This window comes from Jeongeupia sp. HS-3 (genome assembly GCF_015140455.1).
Taxonomy (GTDB): Bacteria; Pseudomonadota; Gammaproteobacteria; order Burkholderiales; family Chitinibacteraceae; genus Jeongeupia.
Genome location: NZ_AP024094.1, coordinates 444,643 through 465,879, shown reverse-complemented (window position 1 = coordinate 465,879; position 21,237 = coordinate 444,643). Strand labels below are relative to the sequence as shown.

16 protein-coding genes are annotated in these 21,237 nt (G+C 64.0%); 7 read left to right on the top strand and 9 right to left on the bottom strand.

Annotated elements, in window-relative coordinates; all coding sequences use genetic code 11:
• Position 1: 1 nt before the first annotated feature.
• The 3 genes from xseB to JLC71_RS02210 form a co-directional block, all read right to left on the bottom strand.
• Positions 2–244 (bottom strand): exodeoxyribonuclease VII small subunit, encoded by a 243-nt coding sequence (gene xseB / locus JLC71_RS02220; protein ID WP_200917058.1) that lies wholly within the window; start codon positions 242–244, stop codon positions 2–4.
• Positions 245–316: 72 nt separating this feature from the next.
• Positions 317–1,090 carry a hypothetical protein gene (locus JLC71_RS02215; RefSeq protein ID WP_200917057.1) on the bottom strand — a complete coding sequence of 258 codons (774 nt, stop codon included), beginning with the start codon at positions 1,088–1,090 and terminating at the stop codon, positions 317–319.
• 30 nt (positions 1,091–1,120) lie between these two features.
• On the bottom strand, positions 1,121–2,137 hold the full coding sequence (locus JLC71_RS02210) for a cupin-like domain-containing protein (RefSeq protein ID WP_200917056.1): 1,017 nt from the start codon (positions 2,135–2,137) through the stop codon (positions 1,121–1,123).
• Positions 2,138–2,344: 207 nt separating this feature from the next.
• Here JLC71_RS02210 and glmS point away from each other — a divergent pair, with 207 nt between their 5' ends.
• Both glmS and JLC71_RS02200 read left to right on the top strand, forming a co-directional pair.
• Entirely contained in the window at positions 2,345–4,129 is a 1,785-nt protein-coding gene (gene glmS / locus JLC71_RS02205) for a glutamine--fructose-6-phosphate transaminase (isomerizing) (RefSeq protein ID WP_200917055.1), read from the top strand.
• Positions 4,130–4,423: 294 nt separating this feature from the next.
• Positions 4,424–6,022, top strand: a complete 1,599-nt coding sequence (locus JLC71_RS02200; RefSeq protein WP_200917054.1) for a hypothetical protein — start codon at positions 4,424–4,426, stop codon at positions 6,020–6,022.
• A 263-nt stretch (positions 6,023–6,285) separates the two neighbouring features.
• Here JLC71_RS02200 and JLC71_RS02195 read toward each other — a convergent pair whose 3' ends face one another.
• Positions 6,286–7,716: an aminotransferase-like domain-containing protein gene (locus JLC71_RS02195; protein WP_200917053.1), complete on the bottom strand. Its 1,431-nt coding sequence runs from the start codon at positions 7,714–7,716 to the stop codon at positions 6,286–6,288.
• Positions 7,717–7,888: 172 nt separating this feature from the next.
• Between JLC71_RS02195 and JLC71_RS02190 the strand changes: the two genes are divergently transcribed.
• From JLC71_RS02190 to JLC71_RS02180, 3 genes are all read left to right on the top strand, one after another.
• Positions 7,889–8,221, top strand: a complete 333-nt coding sequence (locus JLC71_RS02190) for a hypothetical protein (RefSeq protein WP_200917052.1) — start codon at positions 7,889–7,891, stop codon at positions 8,219–8,221.
• Positions 8,222–8,389: 168 nt separating this feature from the next.
• Entirely contained in the window at positions 8,390–9,970 is a 1,581-nt protein-coding gene (locus JLC71_RS02185; RefSeq protein ID WP_200917051.1) for a methyl-accepting chemotaxis protein, read from the top strand.
• Between the two features lie 174 nt (positions 9,971–10,144).
• Complete coding sequence (locus JLC71_RS02180; protein ID WP_200917050.1) at positions 10,145–12,217, top strand: putative bifunctional diguanylate cyclase/phosphodiesterase; 2,073 nt, start codon at positions 10,145–10,147, stop codon at positions 12,215–12,217.
• 9 nt (positions 12,218–12,226) lie between these two features.
• Here JLC71_RS02180 and JLC71_RS02175 read toward each other — a convergent pair whose 3' ends face one another.
• The 5 genes from JLC71_RS02175 to JLC71_RS02155 form a co-directional block, all read right to left on the bottom strand.
• Positions 12,227–13,117 (bottom strand): DMT family transporter, encoded by an 891-nt coding sequence (locus JLC71_RS02175; protein ID WP_200917049.1) that lies wholly within the window; start codon positions 13,115–13,117, stop codon positions 12,227–12,229.
• 4 nt (positions 13,118–13,121) lie between these two features.
• Positions 13,122–13,967 (bottom strand): carboxylating nicotinate-nucleotide diphosphorylase, encoded by an 846-nt coding sequence (nadC, locus tag JLC71_RS02170; protein WP_200917048.1) that lies wholly within the window; start codon positions 13,965–13,967, stop codon positions 13,122–13,124.
• Positions 13,968–14,096: 129 nt separating this feature from the next.
• Positions 14,097–15,458, bottom strand: a complete 1,362-nt coding sequence (locus JLC71_RS02165; RefSeq protein ID WP_200917047.1) for a phosphomannomutase/phosphoglucomutase — start codon at positions 15,456–15,458, stop codon at positions 14,097–14,099.
• 12 nt (positions 15,459–15,470) lie between these two features.
• Positions 15,471–16,469 carry a YheT family hydrolase gene (locus JLC71_RS02160; RefSeq protein ID WP_200917046.1) on the bottom strand — a complete coding sequence of 333 codons (999 nt, stop codon included), beginning with the start codon at positions 16,467–16,469 and terminating at the stop codon, positions 15,471–15,473.
• 270 nt (positions 16,470–16,739) lie between these two features.
• Positions 16,740–18,344, bottom strand: coding sequence for an ABC-F family ATPase (locus JLC71_RS02155; RefSeq protein ID WP_200917045.1), 1,605 nt, complete (start codon positions 18,342–18,344; stop codon positions 16,740–16,742).
• 129 nt (positions 18,345–18,473) lie between these two features.
• Here JLC71_RS02155 and JLC71_RS02150 point away from each other — a divergent pair, with 129 nt between their 5' ends.
• Positions 18,474–19,640, top strand: coding sequence for a pyridoxal phosphate-dependent aminotransferase (locus tag JLC71_RS02150; RefSeq protein ID WP_200917044.1), 1,167 nt, complete (start codon positions 18,474–18,476; stop codon positions 19,638–19,640).
• 65 nt (positions 19,641–19,705) lie between these two features.
• Entirely contained in the window at positions 19,706–21,226 is a 1,521-nt protein-coding gene (locus JLC71_RS02145) for a cyclic-di-GMP receptor FimW-related protein (RefSeq protein ID WP_200917043.1), read from the top strand.
• Positions 21,227–21,237: the final 11 nt, after the last annotated feature.

Here is a 21,237-nt window from a genome sequence, read left to right as displayed (position 1 = left end):
CTCATTCTGGGTCACCTTGAAACGGTTTGAGCTGGCCGGCTTCGAGCACCTTGAGTTGCTGCTCCGCAGCGGTGAGCTTGCCCTGGCAAAAGCCGAGCAAGGTCTGACCACGCTGGTAGGCGTTCAGGGCGGCGTCGAGAGAAAGGTTGCCGGCTTCAAGCTCGGCGATCAGTGTTTCGAGCTCGCGCAATCCGGTCTCGAAATCGACCGGGGTGGCGGCCGTCGCTTTGGCAGCTTTGGGCATAGGGGCGCGGGCGGAAATAAATCCGCCCAAAATACCCCTAAGCCCCCGCCAGCGTCAATCGCAGACTGGGTTTCAGCCCAATAAGGCACACTCGAGGAATCCGTCGAGCAGGCGGTTTTCCTTCAGGTACAAGGTCACCGTGTGCTGCGCCTGCGGGTACGGGTGCAACTGCACCGATGGATGCGCCGCCAGCCGGAGCGCATGCACCGCATCCAGACACACCGCCTCGGCGTTGGCGCCGCCGGCATCGGTGCCGAAACCAAGATGCAGCTCGCCGCGATAATGACGTTCGCGCAGCAAGCCGGCGAGGTCATCACACATGCCCTCGGGCGGATTGGCCGCCAGCGCCTGCATCACCGGCAGCCAGCGGCGATCGTTGTACAGCAGCGCCTCGTCAACCTGCAGGTGCGACAGCGGGCCGAAAGCGGCAATGCGCGCGGCGCCGAGCATGACGCCGTAATGAATGGCCCCATAAGCCCCCATCGATTCACCCAGCGTGGTGATCCGCGACGGGCGGATCAAATCGATCAGCACCTGCAGGCTGCGAATGGTTTCATCCACATTGTCGCCCAGCCCCGCCACCCCCTGCTGGTACCACTGGCTGCGCCGATCGCGCAGCAGGATGCGGTTGATCGGCTGGCCGCTGATGTCGGCGAGCTTGCGCGTGCGTCCCCAGCCGTAAAAGCCGGGATTGCCGGCCCAGTCGACGAAGGCGAAGCTGATCACCAGCGGCGCACCGGGATGGATTTCATCGATCAGGAACTCGCCAGGCGCGGCCTCGACGAGCTCGCGCGACAACGCCGGAAAAGGCTGGGCAAGGAATTCGGGGGTCAGGATGTGGCTCATTCAGGCTCCGTGTATTGGCAAAATCCAGCGCTAGTAATCGAGCTGGCCGGGGTAAAAACCGGTGAAGTCATTATCCCAGCGGAAATTGATCGACGAAACCGTACAAGACACATCCAGCCCTTCGACGAAATGCCAGCAACCGACCGGCAGAAAGAGGATTTCACCGGGGTTGAGAATGCATTCGAGCACCTGCACATCGCGCATCAGCGGGAAGCGGTTGAAGTCGATCGCGCGGCCGTCGACTTCGCTGAAGCAGTGCCTATGGTTATAGACACGAGCGACCTCGGCCGGCGGGATCAGCAGCACGCGCTTGCGCCCCATCACCTGCGCCATGAAGTTATTGGTCAGATCATGGTGAAACGGCGTGATCGTGCCGGCCGGGCCGAGCCAGAAGAAGCCGTCGTCGGGCGAATTCGCATTTTGGTACTCGGGCAACGGCAACAGGTCGCGCCACAGCCCGGCCAAGGCCTGACGGTTCTTCGAGGTGTTGTTCGCCGTCATATAGAAATCGTTGGTCTGGCCGGCGTTTTTCACCAGCGCGACGTAATCGCCAAAGCGCATCGTCTGGCGCAATTGCGGCGAATTGATTTCGTACTGCGCATCGCGCGAACGACCGAACTGCACCTCGACTTCGCGATCGCCGTGCTCGGCGGCGAAATAGTCGAGATTCCATTTCCGCATCGCCGGCCAATGCTCGAGCATGCCGGTGATGATCACCGGCCGACCGGTGCTGTAGTACTCGCGATAAAACGCCTCGCCGCCCAGCTGGTGGCGGCGTTCGATCTTCAGATCGAACTGGCGGTTGAGCTTGCGCTGGATATCGAACACCCAGTCACGCTTGGCCAGCCGGTTTTTCAGCCGCGTGGCACCGGCGATGTACGGGCTGGCCTGCGCCAGCGCCATTTCCTTCCGTGCCTCGGCGGCATCAATGCCGGCGGCAACCATCACCTCGCACAGCGATTGCGGCTCGCTGCCGAGAATCAGGTTCTCGGCGACCCAGCGCCGCCACTCATCGTCGACCCGCATGGTCTGATTGATGTGCTCCATCGTCTTCCTCCTTGTCTCATCGTCCTTCGCCGCAACCGGCGATCTGCCCGCAACGGTCGATCGCGTGATCGCCGGTTTTTGTATCGGTTTTTGTATCTATAGGGGCAATGACTACTTTATCTGGATATTCAGCCGCGATTAAGCTTTGCCATCGGTTTTGCACTAGGCTTGAGACAGTCCCACCCACCCCATCGCCACGGCCCTTTTATGAGCACGATTTTCGGTTTTATCAGCCAAAACAATGCCGTTTCGCCGCTCTCGCCGCTGCTGGCCCAGCACCCCGAACTTGGCTACCGCCATTTGTCTGCGCTCGGTGGCGGTAGCGTGTGGCAGGCGCACGGCACCCAGATCGCCCTGGCCGACGCCTTGAGTCAGCACAGCGGCTACGCCTTGCTCGCCCGGCTCGATTGGTCGTACGACGGCGGTCATGCCGCGGCCGTCAGCCGTGGCCGTATCGGTGTGGTGATGCGCGGGCAACTGGAAAACGCAGTGCCGCTCGCCGCCAAGCTCAGCAGCCTGGGCTACGAGGCCGACAGCACGCAGCCGGCGGCGCTGATCGCCAGCCTTATCCATTGGCACGAACGCACGCTCAAGGATCTGCCCCGTGCGGTGCTGGCGGCGCGGCAGGAACTCGTCGGCATTCATGCCTTTGGCGCTGCCAGCAGCGACGACAATAGCGCCTTGGTGTTTACCGGCAGCCGCATTCCGCTGTTCGTGTCGCTCTCGCTCGGCGGCGTTGCCTGCACCGACAACGTCCAGCTGCTACCGGCCGATCGGCGCGAACAACTGCGTTTGCACGATGGCGATGTCGCCAGCCTCTCGCCCGGCCGGATCGACGTCTTCGATGCCGCGGGCCAGCCGGTTCGCCGTGCCGCAACGCTGGCGCTGAACAGCGACGAAACGCTGGACCGCTTCGGCCACCACATGGAAAGGGAGATCGACGAACAGCCCGCCATGCTCGCCGATGCGCTGTCGCACAGCGGCGCGCTGCCCGATCTCGCCCGGCTGCTCGGTGGTGATGCGGTCGATGCGCTTGGCGGAATTCGCGCCATTACGCTGATCGCCAGCGGCAGCAGCCATCACGCCGCGCTCTCGGCACGCTACTGGCTCGAAGCCACCGTCGGCGTCCCGGTGCTGGTCGAACTGGCCAGCGAATTCCGCTACCGCGAGGTCGCGCTCTTGCCGGATACGCTGGTCGTCGCCATTTCGCAATCGGGCGAGACCGCCGACACCGTCGCCAGCCTGCGTTACGCCGCCCAGCTAGGCGAAACGCACACGCTGTCGATCTCGAACGTGATCGACAGCACGCTGATGCGTCAGGCGCGCTGGCATCTGGCGACCAATGCCGGGCCGGAAATCGCCGTCACCTCGACCAAAACCTTCACCGCCCAGTTGCTGGCGCTGTATCAGCTGGCGCTCGGTCTGGCACGGCAACAGCATCGCCTCGACCCGCAAGGCGCTAGCACCGCATGCGCCCGTCTGGCGCTGCTGCCGCAACGTGCCCAGGAGGTGCTGGCGCTCAAGCCGCAGATCGACGACTGGGCCCGGGCGATCGCCCAGGGGCAGACGCTGTTCTGTATCGGCCGGCACGGCAATTATCCGGTGGTGATGGAAGGTGCGCAGAAGATCCGCGAGGTCGCTTACCTGAACGCCGAAGGCCACGCCGGCGGCGAGCTCAAGCACGGCCCGCTGGCGGTGATCGACCGCCACCTGCCGGTGGTCGCCTGCGTGCCGTGGAATCGTCTGGCCGAGAAGATGCTCGCCAACCTGCAGGAAGTGCGCGCCCGCCAGGGGCGCATCTACGTATTCACCGACGCCGCGCTGGCCTCGGACGAGCGGATGAATGTCATCCGCATGCCGGCGTCGCTGGGCGAGCTCGACCCGGTGCTGTATGCCGTAGCGTTCCAGCTGCTGGCGTACCGGATCGCCGTGCATCGCGGCAACAGCATCGACACGCCGCGCTATCTGGCCAAGACGGTGCTGACCGAATAACGCGTGCCTCTCGAGCTGAAAAATGGTCAGCACAAATCCGTCATAAGACAATCACACCGATACGAAGGGCGAACCATCATGGTTCGCCCTTTTCCTTTGGAATGCTCCGCTGCAGCTTCCGACACCAGCCGTCAGAAGTGCCTAGTCTAACCATCGACGCGGTGCTTACTTGGATACAGTGTCCGGCGAGCCGCAACGCAGCCAACCACATCCCGGTCGTCCGGACTGGGCTCGAAATCGAATCAGGCAAAGGAGAGCAAGATGATACGATTAACGTGGGTTTGGCTCGGGTGCTTGGCGCAGCAATGGGGTATCGGTTTGCGGTTTCGGCTGTACGCGCTCATGGGCGCGATCGCGATAGGCGTCGCGGCGACGGCGTCGACCGCAACGACGACGCTGGATTTTGAAGACGTTCCGGATGGCACCTCGCTGACCAATCAGTATCAGTCACGTGGCGTTACAATCAGTGGTGTGACTGCCTACAATACCGTCGGTCACGCTACTTTCCCCCCGGTTTCAGGCACCAACGTGGCGTATTCGGAGGGACTTGCACATTTCCAATTCAACGCAGGCATCAGCGGAAATGTCACCTCGGTCTCTGCCTACCTGTCAGGAGTGGCCAACGTCGGAATCTTCGCGTTTGATAGCGCCAACAACCAAGTTGCCCAATCGACATTGTCTTCTGACGCAACCAATGCATTTTTGTCCGTCACCACTTCCGGCAACGCGATCGCCAAGATTCAAATCCACAATGGCGGCACGTCCTTCGCGATCGACGACCTGAGTTTTACCTCGACCGGAACGGTCGCGAGCCTGTACGGCGCCACAGCGTTGAGCCTCGGTGGCAATGCCGGCACGATCACGCCGCAAGGCATCAACGCCAGCGGCCAGGCCGCCGGCACCGCAACACTGGCCGGCAACGGCAGAAGACCCGGCGAGCTGCGCGCATTCGCCTGGCTCGGCAGCGCCATTCAGGATCTCGGCACGCTAGGCGGCAGGTCTTCGATGGCCAATGCGATCAACCCGTCGGGCAAGGTCGTCGGCACGGCACAAAATGGCCGCGGCCAGATGCACGCTTTCTTGTGGACCGCAGGCGACGGCATGATCGACCTTGGCACGCTAGGCGGAAACAATTCGGTGGCCAACGCAATCAACGGCAGTGGCCAGATTGTCGGCACGTCGCAAGTTCGCCGCGACGGCCAACATGCCTTCCTTTGGATCAACGGCGGGCTGACGGATCTTGGCACGCTAGGCGGAAGCGGCTCGTCGGCGGCAGCAATCAACGATGCCGGCCGGATCGTCGGTGCCGCACAGAATCGCGATGGTCAGCAGCGGGCATTTTCGTGGATGAGCAGCGAAGGGATGGTCGACCTGGGCACACTCGGCGGCAAGACCTCGGCCGCCGCCGCGGTAAATAGCGACGGCCGGGTCATCGGCTCGGCGCAAACCGCCAGCGGGCAGCTCCATGCGTTTGCGTGGCCGTCGTCGGATGGCATGGCCGACCTAGGCACGCTCGGCGGCAAAGACTCCACTGCGGTCGGCATTAACAACTCCGGCGAAGTGATCGGGCGGGCGCAGACGGCCAGTGGCACATGGCATGCGTTCTTGTGGAGACAGACGGGTGGTGGGATGCTCGACCTTGGTACGCTCGGCGGCAAGACATCGACCGCTGCGGCGATCAATTATGCCGGCGTCGTCGTCGGCACGGCCCAGACCGCCAGCGGCGAATGGCGGGCGTTCGCCTGGTCGAGCGTTAGCGGCATGGTCGATCTGAACAGCCGACTCACCGGCGCGCCGGCCGGGATCAAGCTCTCCGGCGCACTGGCAGTATCAGACGATGGTGCGATCGTCGTGCAGACAAATCAGGGGCTGATGCTGCTCAGACCGCAATGACACCGGCGGCGGTATGTCGCCACCAATAGCCCAAGCGGGCTCAGGGGCTTACAGATCGAACGCTGTAAGCCTTTGTTCTCTCGAACGGCCTGAGATCGGGGAATCGGCGACACGGATCGTATCTTTCATATGGCACGGAAACGGCGTGGCCACGTCGGCGATGCAGACCGAGCCCCCACGGAATGGGGCGTCATTCTGCAAACACAAACCTATGGCTTGGCTAAACCGGTTTCATACGGACTCAATTTCTGCAGAGTCAATGTTCAGGGCTCGGCGGCCAGCCGGCCCAGCGTGCGCATCGCGGTATTGAGTTCGCGCGTGTACCGCTGGCCGCAGGAGATGCGAAAAAAGGCGTCGAAGCGGTCGGAATTCGAGAACATCACCCCCGGGGCAATGCCGATACCCGCAAGCATCGCCTGTTCGAACAAGCGCCCGGACGACGCCCGGCCCGGCATCTCGATCCACAGGCACAGCCCGCCCTGCGGCACCGTCAGCCGGGTGCCCGCCGGGAAGTAGGTCGCGACCGCTTCGGCCATCTGTTCGCGCTGATCGCGTAGCGCCAGGCGCAGCCGCCGCAGGTGACGATCGTAAGCGCTGGACCCCATGAAATCGGCCGCGGCCAGCTGTGGCAGCACTTCGTTGGCGCGGCTCTGCGCATGCTTGAGCATTTCGACCCGCGCCTGCCACTTGCCGGCGATCAGCCAGCCCAGCCGCATCCCCGGCGCCAGCGTTTTGTGCAAGGAGGCGCAGTAGAGCACGTTGCCGGTCTTGTCCCAGGCCTTGCAGGCCGAGAGCGGTGTGTCGTCGTTGCTCAGCAGGCTGTAGGTATCGTCCTCGATCAGCGGTATCGCCTGCGCTTCGCACCATTCCACCAGTCTGGCCTTGCTGGCATCGGGCATCACCGCGCCGAGCGGGTTCTGGAAGTTCGGCACTACGACCACCGCCTTGATATTGCGGTAGGTCTGCGCGGCGAGTTCAAGCGCCTCGATCGAGATGCCCGTTTGCGCGCTGGCGGGGATTTCCAGCGCCTTCATCCCCAGACTTTCCAGTATCTGCAACAGCCCGTAATACGACGGCGACTCGACCGCGATCACGTCGCCCGGCTGCGCCACCGCCCGTAGTGCGAGGTTGAGCGCCTCGATGCAACCGTGGGTGACGATGATTTCGTCGCGGCTCACGGCGATACGCGCCGACAACGCCCGCTGCGCTAGCACGGCGCGAAACGCCGCGCTGCCGTTGGGCACCGCCGCCGACGTCAACACGGTCGGATCGTGGCGCAGCGCGCGAATCGCCGCCTGCTTCAGCGCCTCGACCGGGTAGAGCTCGGGCGCGGCCACCGCGACCGCGAGGTTGAATTTCACCGGATGCAAGCGCCCTTGTGCGATCACCGCCGACACCCGCTCATGGATGCCGACGTATTGCGCCGGCTCGGCCAGCCGGGCAATCGGCTCGGCGACCGGCTCGCACGCCGGCTTGTGCGGCTGGCGCACGAAGTAACCCGACCTCGGCCGCGCCTCCAGATAACCGTAGCGTTCCAGATGCCGACAGCTCTGCAGCGCGGTCGACAGGCTGACGTCGTGCCTGTCCATCAAGGCGCGCAGTGACGGCATGCGGCTACCGGGCGACAGCGTGCCGGTGTCGATCACGTGTTGATAGTGTGCCGCCAGTTGGCGGTAAAGCGGGAGGGCATCCATGCCCATGATCTTAGCCCGCGCCATGGGCGGGAACAGATACAGATTTGCGCCTTCTGTATCGCAACACACGGCTATTTCGAGTTCTGTTCCGTATCCGTCATGCCATGGGTATGCCTCGAAGCGCCCCCCCCTCGCCGGTACGCTGAGTCGTCGATCAAATGGAGTCAACGAGATGAAGCAGCCCACCCAGCGCGATATCAGCCTCGCGCCAGCCCAAACCCAGCAGTTCGTCGTCGCACGCGGCACGGTAATCCACGTCGTGCGCGGCCGGCTCGCCGTGATCGAGGCCCCGCTGTGGCTGGCCGAAACCATGCTGCCACGCCAACGGCCGCTCCGCGCCGGCGAACACCATGTGTTCACGCAGGCCGACGTCGTGACGCTGCAGACCGATGCCGGCGCGCAATTGCGCTGCACGGCGGCGTCCAGCGTGCAGCCTGCACACCTTGAGCCAACGTGGCTGCCCGCGGTGCTGGCGTGGCTGGGGCGGCGCAACACGGCGCCATAGCGCTGCAGATTTCTCCAGACTGACGATGCCTGCAGCTGCCGCGATGCTCAGCACAGGCAAGTCGCCCGCAATAGCAGGGTCGCGCGGCATAGTGCAAGGCAGGGACGGCTTTAATCAGTATTTCATAATTAACAAATAGGCTCGCAGGCTTACAAATAAGGGAAAGCCATGCGTATTGCCGCCCAGCTCAAACTCGTCAGCATCGTCACCGTCTGCGCGCTGGCCGTGCTGGCCGGCTGGATCAGCTGGCAGAACCACCGGCTGCACCAGGAATACGGGCAGTTTCGCGACAACCAGGGCGCGCTGGGCGCGATCGCCACGATGAAGGGCGAAATGCTGATGCTCTCGAGGCTAGATCCGCTGGCCGGTGACGCCGAAACGCGCATCGCGGGCACCGAGCGAACCGTCGCCGGCGCAGCGCAAAAGCTGCGACCTTTGCTCGACAACGCCGGCGCCGCCAGGCTCGATGCGCTGCTGGCGGGGCGCTGGCGCAATTATCTGCAGCAGTACCGCAGCGCCGTGGCCATTTCGGCGACCAGCCCGCAGGACGCGCTGGGCATTCCCGAGGCGATCTATCACACCGAACTGGAACCGACGCTGGCCGAACTCGACGCCGCCTCGCTACGCAACCGCAACGAAGCGGCGACGGTGACCGCAGCGATCGACCGCCGCGCCGCGCGCCTGCTGCTACTGACCTTGGTGCCGCTGGGGCTGACCGCCTTGCTGATCGTCGCCAGCCAGCGCTCGTTCGCCCGCAAGCTGGACCGCCGGCTGTCGACCATGGGCGCTGCAGTGGCGCGGCTGGCGACCGGCGACCTCAATGACCGGCTGCACGAGGCGGACGACGAAATCGGCCAGCTGGGCCGCCAGCTGAACCGCTTCGTCGAACGGCTGGCCTTGACCTTGAAACAGGCGCAGGCCGCAGCGCAAACCACGCGGGACGACGCCAGCGACGTCGCCCGCCTCGCCGGCGACGTGCACGGCGATGCCACACGCCAGACCGGGCATCTGCAAGACATCGCCGGCAGCAGCGCCAGCCTTGAGGCGGCGGTGCAGCACGTCGGCGAGCGCGCCGAACAGGCGGCCAGCGCCGCGCTGCAGACGCTCGAAGCCATTCAGGCCGCGCGCTCGGCCGGCGAAGCCTCGCTGACCCGGCTCGACCTGCTCGAACACGATTTCGGCCACGCCGAACAATCGATGCAGTCGCTCGCCGATGCAATCGGCCAGATCGTCACCGTCGCGGCAAGCATCGATTCGATCGCCGGCCAGACCAATCTGCTGGCGCTGAACGCCGCGATCGAGGCCGCCCGTGCTGGCGAGGCCGGACGCGGTTTCGCCGTCGTTGCCGACGAAGTCAGAAAACTGTCGCTGTCGACCACCGATTCGACCCAGCGTATCCGCGAGATCCTTGACGCCACCCGCACGCGCACGCGCGACACGCTCACGGCGATGCAGGCCGCTGCCGAACGGGTCAGCGAGTGCCACGACGACGGCGCCACGGTGAGCGGCTCGCTCGCGCGCATCGGCGCCGCGGCCGAGCGCGTCGGCGCGATGATGGCGGCCATCAGCGAAACCGTCGACGAACAGGGCCGCGCCAGCAGCGCGATCCGCGAACGGCTTGAGCACATCGGCGACGGCGCGCGCGACAGCAGCGCCAAGAGCGAAGCGATGCGCGACGAAATGCGCGAGCTCACCGCAACCGCCAATGCCCTTGACAGCCAACTTGGCTGGTTCCGCTTGAGCGCGTGACTCAAGCGGCTGGCCGGGGTTGCTTGCACTCTCCCCGTCGGCCCGCCAAATTGGCGTCCCCGGGGAACCATGCCGGATAAATATCGTCTCCTTCGCCTGATCTGTGAATAATTACGTTTTATGCAGTAAGAATATGCCTTACAAAAACTGTCCGTCGCATACAAGGGAATGTCGGTGCTAAGCAACAGTTACAACCACGTTCTTGTTCTTTTTTCCTTATTGGTCGCCATCCTGGCGTCGTATACCGCGCTGGACATGGCCGGGCGGGTCGCCACGTCTCAAGGCAAAGCCAAACGCTGCTGGCTGGCCGGCGGTGCATTCGCCATGGGTCTGGGCATCTGGTCGATGCATTTCATCGGCATGCTCGCCTTCAGCCTGCCGATTCCGCTTGGCTACGATCCGGTCATCACCTTCCTCTCGCTGCTGATCGCGGTCGCTGCGTCGGCCTTCGCGCTGTGGCTGGTGTGCCAGAACACGCTGCCGTGGGCCCGGCTGATACTCGGCGCCTTATTGATGGGCGCCGGCATCGCCTCCATGCATTACAGCGGCATGGCGGCGATGCGCATGCTGCCGGGCATCCACTACATCCCCTCGCTGTTCGCGCTGTCGATCCTCATCGCCGTCGGCGCATCGGGCGCGGCGCTGTGGATGGCGTTCCGGCTGCGCTTCGGCTCGCCGCGCGTCAAGCTGATCCGCAGCGGCGCGGCGGTGGTCATGGGTATCGCCATCGTCGGCATGCACTACACCGGCATGGCGGCGTCGCAGTTTCCGCTCGGCAGCTTCTGCGGCGCGGCCAATAGCGGCATCGCCACCAACTGGCTGGCGCTGCTGGTGATCGTGGTCACGCTGGCGGTACTGGCGATCGCGCTGATCGTGTCGGTACTCGATAGCCGCATGGCGGCGCGCACCGCTGTGCTTGCCACATCGCTGGCCGAGGCCAACCACGAGCTGATGCATCTGGCGCTGCACGACAACCTGACCAAGCTGCCGAACCGTTTGCTGCTCGAAGACCGGCTGGAGCAGGCCGTCCACAAGGCGGAGCGCGATCATAGCCGCTTCGCGCTGATGTTCATGGACCTGGACGGCTTCAAGGCCGTCAACGACGCGTTCGGGCATCACGTCGGCGACGACTTGCTGATCGACGTCGCCGCGCGGATCAAGCAGAGCGTCCGGGCGCAGGACACGATCGCCCGGCTCGGTGGCGACGAGTTCGTTCTGATCCTCGAACTCGCCAAACCGCAGGACGCGGCGGCGATTGCCGACAAGCTGGTCAAGGCCATCGACGAGCCGTTCAGCATCCAGCGGCACGCCTTGGGCGTGTCGGTCAGCATCGGCATCGCGATCTACCCCGACGACGGCGCCGAGTCGCGCGAACTGATGGCCAATGCCGACGCGGCGATGTATCACGCCAAGGATGCGGGGCGAAACGGCTATTGCTTCTTCAAGGCGTCGATGAACGCCAACGCCCAGGAACAATTGCAGCTCTTGCAGGACCTGCGGCTGGCCTTGGGCCGGAACGAACTGCTGCTGCATTACCAGCCCAAGTTCTGCGCGCCGCACGGCCCCATCATCGGTGCCGAAGCCCTCTTGCGCTGGATGCACCCGAGTCGCGGGCTGATCGGCCCCGACACCTTCCTCGAACTGGCCGAGCGCAGCGGGCTGGTGCTGCAGATCGGCGAATGGGTGCTCGACGAGGCTTGCCGGCAAATGCGCGCATGGCACGATCAAGGCCACCGCGACTGGTCGGTTGCCGTCAATCTGTCGGCACAACAGTTCGCGCACGCCAGTTTGCCGCAAACGGTGAGTGACACCTTGAAGCGCCACGGCCTGGCGCCGCGGCACTTGACGCTGGAAATCACCGAGACCACCGCGATGCGCGATGCCGAGGCCAGCCTGGTGATCCTGCGGCAGCTCGCCGATATGGGCGTGAATATCTCGATCGACGATTTCGGCACCGGCTATTCGAGCCTGCTGTATCTGAAGCGGCTGCCGGCGAACGAACTGAAGATCGATCGCGGCTTCGTCAACGAACTGACGCACGACAGCGACGACGCCGCCATCGTCTCGGCCATCGTCGCGCTCGGCCAGACGCTCAAGCTCAATATCGTTGCCGAGGGCGTCGAGACGCAGGCGCAGCAGGAATTCCTGACCCGGCTCGGCTGCGATTCGCTACAGGGCTATCTGCTCGGCCGGCCGGTGCCAGCCGCGGAGTTCGCCCAGGCCGCGACGTCGCAAGCCACGGCCTGAGCGCCGCGCTCAGCGCTCGGGCAACAGCGGCTTGGCCGGCGCCTGCATGCTGGCGATGACGATGCCGGCCAGCACGCAAGCCAGCGCAATGCCGTGCGCCAGCGTCGGGCGTTCGCCGAGAAAAACGATACCGTAAGCCGCAGCGGCAATCGGCAGCACTGCGGTAAACACCCCGGCCAGTGACCCCGGCACATGGCGGATGCCCTTCATCCACAGCCAGAACGAAAACACGCTCGCCGCCAGCCCATACCAGACGGTCAGCGCCCAGGTCTTGGCGTCGATCACGGCAAAATCAAACGACCACGCCGCGCCCAAGCCCAGCGGCAGCATCAGCAGCAAGCCGATCGCATGGGTGTAGGCGCAGATCTCGATCGCCGGCAGCGTCTGCGTCAGCCGGCGCGACAGGATCACGTACAGTGATTCGCAGCAGACCGCCCCGAGCACCAGCAGGTTGCCGAACAGCGAACCACCATCGTCACCGCTGCTGCGGGCGACGTTGACGATCAACACCCCGCCCATCGCCAGCGCCACCGCCAGCAAGGCGCGCCGGCTGGGTCGCTCGCGCAGCAGCAGCCACGCCAGCAGAATCACCACCGCCGGTATCGTACTGGTGATCACCCCGGCGGCGAGCGCGCTGGTGCGCTGCACGCCGTACAGCATCAGCAGCGTGAACAGAAAGGTGCCGAACAGCGCCTGCAGGAACAGATTGCGCCACTCGGCCCGACTGACCCGGCGTATCTGTGCCGGCCGGTAGAACGGCGCCAGCACCGTCACGCCGACGACAAAACGCAGCAGCGCGAACAGCAGCACCGGCATGATCGCGACAATGCCCTTGCCGATGCCGACATTGCTGCCAACCATCAGCATCGCCGCGATCAGGCACAGCGCGTAGCGGTTCATCGGTTCAGAGCACGAAGCGCATCGACAAGTCGATCGCCCGCACGTCCTTGGTCAGCTTGCCGACCGAGATCCGGTCGACGCCGGTTTCGGCGATAGCGCGCAGCGTGCCAAAATCGACGCCGCCCGATGCCTCGAGCAGCGCCCGGCCGTCGTTGAGCGCGACCGCATCGGCGAGGTGCGGCAGGGTGAAGTTGTCGAGCAGCACGCTGGCCGCGCCGGCGGCGAGTGCCGCGTCGAGCTCGAGCAGGCTCTCGACCTCGATCTGGATCGACACGCCGACCGGCGCCAGCGCCTGCGCCGCAGCCAAGGCCTCGGCAATGCCGCCGGCGGCCATGATGTGGTTCTCCTTGATCAGGATGCCGTCGTACAGGCCGATGCGCTGATTGGCGCCGCCACCGACCAGTACCGCGTACTTCTGCGCCCGGCGCAGCCCCGGCAAGGTCTTGCGGGTATCGAGCACCCGGGCGGTGGTGCCTTCGACCACATCGGCGTAGCGGCGCGTCTCGCTCGCCACGGCCGACAGCAGCTGCAGGAAGTTCAGCGCCGAACGCTCGCCGGTCAGCAGGCTGCGCGCCGGGCCTTCAAGCTCGCACAGCAAGGTATCGGCGCTGACGCGATCGCCCTCGGCCACGCGCCAGCTCACCCTCACGCTTGGATCAAGCTGGCGGAACACTTCATCGAACCAGGGAATGCCGCAGACGACCGCATCCTCGCGCGCCAGCACCGTGGCGCGACCGGGCGCTTCGGCGGCGATCAGTTGCGCGGTCCAGTCGCAAGCGCCGATATCCTCGGCCAGAGCGGTGCTCACGTTGGTGGCGATAATGTCGAGCGGCGGAGGAGAAATCGGCATGCTGAAAAACCTGCGGCAATGGATGGAATGAAATGGAAGACGTGCAAGCGGCCAAGGGATCAGCCCTGGCCGCAGTGTACCGATGCAAACCGGGGCGGCGCCACCCGGGCGCCCCGATTCAAGCCACGCTCAGAGCGTGAAATCCGGGAATGGCAGTGGTGCCAGCGCGGCGGCCAGTTCATCGCGAATCCGCAGGACGCCCTCACGGTTGTCGGCCTCGATCCGCAAGGTCAGTACCGGCGTGGTGTTGGAGGCTCGGATCAAGCCGAAACCGTCGGCGTATTCGATGCGCAGACCATCAACCGAAATGACGTCCAGCGCGCTCGGAAAGCGCGCGGCCGCGACAATACGGGCAACGGCCGCATGGCCATCACCGGCGATCGGCAGTTGCAGCTCCGGGGTCGACAAACGCGTCGGCAGGCTAGACAACGCATCGTCGAGATTCTGGCCGTCGGCAATCATTTGCAGCAGCTTCACGCCGGCGAACAGGCCATCGTCCAGCCCCCAAGCGCCAAAGGCAAAATGCCCGGACAACTCGCCGGCGACCACGGCGCCGGTTTCCTTCATCCGCCGTTTCATATGCGTATGGCCGGTCGCGATGATCTCGCTCGTGCCGCCGTGCTCCCTGACCCAACTCGCCAGTGCGCCCGTCGATTTGACGTCGCACAACACGTGGCCGCCGGGGTGCTTGGCCAGCTCGGCGGTGGCAAACAGCATCAGCATCTTGTCGCCGGCGATATAGTGGCCAGCAGGCGTAATCGCGGCGACACGATCGCCGTCGCCATCGAACGCCAGCCCGGCATCGGCACCGGTGTCGAGCACCACGCGCTTGAGTTCGGCGACGTTTTTTTCGACTTGCGGATCAGGGTGATGATTGGGGAAATGCCCGTTCACGTCGCAAAACAGCGCGATCACTTCGCAGCCCAGCGCACGATACAGCGCCGGCGCAAACGCGCCCGGTGCGCCATTGCCGCAATCGATCACCACCTTCAGCGGTCGTGCCAGCGCTTGGGTCCGGACGATCTCATCGCGATATTCCGCGTCGATTTCCAGCGGCGTCACCGTGCCTTTGCCTGCGACAAAATCCTCGCCAACGATGCGCTCGTACAAACCCTTGAGCTTGCGGTCGCCGATGGTCACACCGGCCAGCATGATTTTGATGCCATTGTAATCGGCCGGGCTGTGGCTGCCGGTGACCACCGCGCCACAACCGCCGGCGTGACGGATCGCCGCGAAGTACATCATCGGCGTCGCGACAAGGCCAAGCTCGAGCACGTCCAGCCCACTCGCTCGCAGCCCGCGGATCAGCGCAGCGGCCAGCGCCGGGCTGGATAGACGGCCATCACGGCCGACCACGATCCGGCTCTGGCCTTGCGCGCGCGCTTCGGCACCCAGGGCACGGCCAATCAGATACGCCGCATCGGGTGTCAGCAGATCGGTGCACGCACGCACATCGTAGGCTTTGAAAATCTCGGCGGGGATGCTTGCCATGGAGAACCTCGCTCAGTACGCGTCTTGCGCGTAGAACTGAAAGTAACGCATCAATGTGTTTGGCAGCCAATCGAGCCGGCCCGGCGGCGGGCCGGAAAGAAAGCCGACATGGCCGCCTTCGTCCGGCTGCAGCAGTGTCACCCAGCGCGAGACATCCTGCTCGCCGGGCAAGGCCGCGGCGGGAACGAAAGGATCGTTCTTGGCATTGATCACCAGCGTCGGCACACACACATTGACGAGCCCCGGCTTGCTGCTCGCACGCGTCCAGTAGTCATTGACGCTACGATAACCGTGCAGCGGCGCGGTGACCAGATCGTCAAACTCGCGCAGCGTCGTCGCCGCGCGCACCTTGGCGCCGTCGATAAACGGGTTCTCGATGAGCTTGAGCTTGGCGAGGGTTTTTCTCTTGAGCGTGCGCAGGAAATTACGCGTGTAGACGCGCCGGTTGAAGCCGTTATCCAGCGCCTCGCCACAGGCGGCCAGATCCAGCGGTGCGCAGACCGCCGCCGCCGACATCAGCACATCATTGGCGGCGTGGCCCTGCTCGCCCAGCCATTTCAGCAAGGCATTGCCGCCGAGTGACACACCCACCGCATAGATCGGCGCATCCGGATGGCGGGCGCGGATCCGCCGTAGCACCCAGTCGATTTCGTTGGCATCGCCGGCGTGATAGGCACGCGGCAGCCGGTTGGTGACATTGCCGCAGGAACGGAAATGCGGCACCACGCCGCGCCAGCCCTTGGGATAAAAATGCTGGAACAGTGAGATGGCGTAATGGCTGCGCGAGCCGCCCTCCAGCCCGTGGAACAACACCAGAATCGGCGTGCCGGCGCGGCCGTCGACCCAGTCGACGACGATGCTGTCCAGATCGGGCGTGACCCAGGTCTCACGACGATAAACCGGCGGCCGCTGCCACAGCAGCGTCGCCGGATAGATCGTTTGCGCGTGCCCGCCCGGCAGCCATCGTGGCGCGCGGTAGACCGGCAATTGCAGCTGGCTTTGTCGTTGCATGATTAAACGCTAAACCGGGAAATTCAAAAGGACAAGTCGGGAAAGCCGCAGGCTCGCAGGCTCGAATGACCAGAAAAAACGCCGTTCGCCCTTGGGCAAACGGCGTCGGTGGGGCGCGAACGCGGCGAAACCTGTCTCGGTCGGCGAGCGAGCCAAAGCAGGTCGCTGACGCCCGAAGCACAGAAACCGGAATGGACATTGAGTCCATGAGGATTTCGAGCATCGGACGGCTGCGAGATGCGCAGGCGCAGCCGCCGAACGAGGCGGGTTTTACTCCAGGCCGCGGCTTTCCAGATACTCCTCGTAACCGCCAAGGTAATGGGTATAGCTGCCATCGCCATTCAGTTCGAGGATCTGCGTCGCCAAGGAGGACACGAACACGCGGTCGTGCGACACGAATACCAGCGTGCCCTTGTACAGATCCAGCGCCAGGTTCAAGGATTCGATCGACTCCATGTCCATATGGTTGGTCGGTTCATCCATCACCAGCACATTGGTTTTTTCCAGCAGCAGCTTGCCGTACAGCATCCGGCCCTTCTCGCCACCGGAGAGCACCTTGACCGATTTCTTCACGTCGTCGCCGCCGAACAGCAGCTTGCCGAGCACGCCGCGGATCACCTGGTCGTCGTCACCCGGCTGGCCCCATTGCTTGAGCCAGTCGAACACGGTCATGTCTTCTTCGAAGTCTTCCTCGTGATCCTGCGCAAAGTAGCCAATGGTCGCCTTCTCGGCCCACTTCACCGTGCCGGCATCGGGCTTGAGCGCATTGACCAGGAGCTTCATCAGCGTCGATTTGCCGACGCCGTTGCCGCCGATTACCGCCAGCTTCTGGCCGGCTTCGAAAATCATCGACAGACTCTGGATCAGCGGCTTGTCGAACGATTTGGACAGGTTCGCCGCTTCAAAGGCCTGGCGATGCAGCTTCTGCTTGTCGTCGATATCGAAGCGGATGTACGGGTTCTGCCGGCTCGACGGCTTCACCTCGACCATATTGTCTTTGATCTTGTCGGCGAGTTTGAGTCGCGACGTGGCCTGACGGCTCTTGGACTTGTTGGCGGCAAAGCGCTGCGCAAACGCCTGCAGCTCGATGACCTTGTCCTTGGCCTTGGCGTTGTCGGTCAGCAGCCGTTCGCGCGCTTGCGTGCTCGCCAGCATGTAGTCGTCGTAGTTGCCCGGATAAATGCGGATTTCGCCGTAGTCGACGTCGGCCACATGGGTGCACACCTGGTTCAGGAAGTGGCGATCGTGCGAAATGATCAGCATGGTCGAATCGCGCTGGTTCAGCGTGTTTTCCAGCCAGCGGATCGTGTTGATGTCCAGGTTGTTGGTCGGCTCATCCAGCAGCAGCACGTCCGGATTGCTGAACAGCGCCTGCGCCAGCAGCACCCGCAGCTTCCAGCCCGGCGCCACCTCGGACATCGGCCCGGTGTGCAGCTCGATCGGAATCCCGGCCCCCAGCAGCAGCGCGCCGGCGCGTGCTTCGGCGGTATAGCCGTCGTACTCGGCGACCTTGCCTTCGAGCTCGGCCGCGTGCATGTAATCATCCTCGGTCGCTTCGAGGTTGGCGTAGATCGCATCGCGTTCGTGAATCGCCGCCCACAGCTCGGCGTGGCCTTGCATCACCACGTCGATCACGCGCACGTCTTCAAAGGCGAACTGGTCCTGCTTCAGTTTACCGAGGCGCACGCCCGGTTCGAGCGACACATTGCCGCCAGTCGGCTCGAGGTCGCCGCCGAGGATCTTCATGAAGGTCGACTTGCCGCAGCCGTTGGCGCCGATCAAGCCATAGCGATTGCCATCGCCGAATTTGACGTTCACTTTCTCGAACAGCGGCTTGGCGCCGAACTGCATGGTGATGTTTGCGGTACTGATCATGGGCGTAAATATCCGTCGAGGCGCGCGCAAGGCGGCCGAAGCGATTTAGAATTCAGTGCTTGGCAAAACGATTCCAAGCACACGCTAGGTACTTGATCGTTTTGCGAAATTCGCCGGATTTTAGCACAAATGACCCCTGCTTCCCGCCTTGCCGAGATCGCGCCTTTTCACGTCATGCGCATCCTTGCCGATGCGCAGGCGCTCGAGGCCGCCGGCCGCGACGTGATCCATCTGGAAGTCGGCGAACCCGATTTCCCGACCCCGCAGCCCATTGTCGACGCCGGCGTCAAAGCGCTTTCCAAACACCAGACCTTCTACACCGGCGCCTGCGGCCTGCCCGCGCTGCGCGAGGCCATCGCCGGCTTTTACGCCAGCCGATTTGGTGTGATGGTGGATCCGCGCCGCATCATCGTCACTCCCGGCGCATCAGGCGCGCTGCAACTGATTCTGGCGCTACTGGTCGATCGCGATGACGAAGTGCTGCTGACCGATCCGGGCTACCCGTGCAACCGGCATCTGGTGCGGCTGTTTGAAGGCAAGGCGATCAACGTGCCGGTCGGGCCGAGGACGCGCTATCAGTTGCTGGCCGAACATATCGCCGCACACTGGTCGGCGAAAACCGTTGCCGCACTGGTCGCCAGCCCGGCCAATCCAACCGGCACCGTGCTCGAACTCGCCGAGGTTGCCGCGCTGGCCGATGCCTGCCGTGCCCGCGGCGGCGCGCTGATCGTCGATGAAATCTATCAAGGGCTGGTGTACGGCCGGCCGCACGAAACCGCGCTCTCGGTGGCCGATGACGTGTTCATCGTCAACAGCTTCTCCAAGTTCTTCCAGATGACCGGCTGGCGACTGGGCTGGCTGGTCGCGCCGGAATGGGCGCTCGCCGATCTGGAGAAACTGGCACAGAACCTGTTTCTGGCGCCATCGACGCTGGCACAGCACGCGGCGCTGGCGGCATTCGCGCCGCAAACGCTGGCGATTTTGGAAGCGCGACGTCAGGAATTCGATGCGCGTCGCGTTTATCTGGCCGGGCGTTTGAACCAGCTTGGCTTTGTCCAGGCCACCCCCGCCGAAGGTGCGTTCTACCTGTGGGTCGATGCCAGTCGCTTTAGCCACGACGCCAGCGACTTTGCCGCGCGCCTGCTTGCCAGCGAAGCGGTCGCGGTAACGCCGGGGCTCGACTTTGGTCAGGCGCCGACGATGCTGCGCTTTGCCTACAGTCAGCCTATTGATCGGCTTGCGCAAGCCTGTGGCCGGATCGCTGAATTTTGTAAGCACTACACGCACATGCCCTAGCGCGATTCATGTCTTTACTGGTAAAACTGACGTGAACAGCATTGCTAGATGAAGGGAGAACACCGGTGAGCCTATTCGATTTCAGGGCGCTGGTCGGCGCATTGCTTGGCCGGCGTGAGCGTCAGGGTGTATACGATTACAAATCTGCGACCGTACTGATGCAGGAGTTGCCCGAGAGCGACATCCTGCAAGCCCAGATCGAGATCGTCACCGCGCTGCACCAATTGAACGGCAACGCCCGCATCCCCCTGAAAGAGCGCCTGAAAACCGTCCCCTATCTCGATGAAAAGGCCCGCGCGCTGCAAGCCCATCTGGTCGAGATTTATCAAGGCAAGCTGATCGACGAGGCCGCGGCACCGCATCAGGTACTGCCAACGCTCCTGGCCTTCTGGCGGGAGATGGCCGAGGCCTACCGGCTGTGCGTCAAGCAGGCCCTGCAGAGCAAACAACAAAAAAACCCCGAGCTGCCGTACTACGTCTTGCGCGGACTGATGTATGCCGCCCGGCAAACCCAATGGACGGCACTGCGTTATATGGAAGTCGACGCGCAGGGCTGGCGTCAGCTGCACCGGCTGTATCAGTACGCCGAGCTCCTTGGCTGTACGCACGCGCCGCTGCAACCCTACCCCAACGACGACATCACCAACGCCAGCCGCGAGTACATGCAGGCGCTGATGCTGGCATTGGCCGCACCGGAAAAGCTGCAGCCGGGACAAATCGAACTGGTCGGCCAATGGCTCAAGCGCTGGAGCAGCAAGATCGATCTGGAAACGCAAATCCGGCCCACGCAGCAACTCTACGCAGCCAATCTCGCCGGCTCGACCGCCCCCAAACGACTGCGCCGCGACATGGTGGGTGAGAACTGGCGTTACTGGAGTACCGAAGCGCTGTTGCAGCATATCCGCATGGTGCTCGGCGCCCTGAACGCCGGCGACGAACCGGCAACGCACGGTTTGCCGGATGAATCGCGACATCCGGCCAATCTGGAGCTGCTGGCCACGCTGGCCGAGCGCTGGTCGCGAGACAGCGCAGCACCGATCCGCAAGCACGAGCGCCACCCGGCCCAACAGGCCATCTCCATCTGGCGCGGGCTGGACGAAGCCATCCAGGCGCTGCGTGGTCAGAGCAGAGGCAAAGCCGGGCAATGGGAGCTGATCGACGCAAGCAGCAGCGGCTTCGGCATCCGCTATCGCGGCAGAAATGACGACAAACTGCAGGTGGGTGAACTGCTCGGCATTCAGGGGCTGGAAAAACGGCCGTTCAGCCTTGGCATCGTTCGCCGCATCACCCGCAAACCGGATGGCATCGTTGATCTGGGCATCGAAACACTGGCCAGCAATCCGGTTGCGGTCGATCTGACGCCCCTACTCGGCGACCGCAGCTTTACCGGCCTGTACGCCGCCGAAAACCCGGCGATGAATCAGGGGCGTTTTCTGGTGCTACCGCAGGGGTTTTACGCCGACCACCGCGAGTTCCGTCTTGGCGCGCAGAGCAAGCGTTATCGCATCCGCCTTGGCAATACGATCGAGCAAACCCCGCACAACGCCATCGCCCGTTTCGCCGTACTGGAGAAACTCGCAGCCTGACCCTGTCAGAT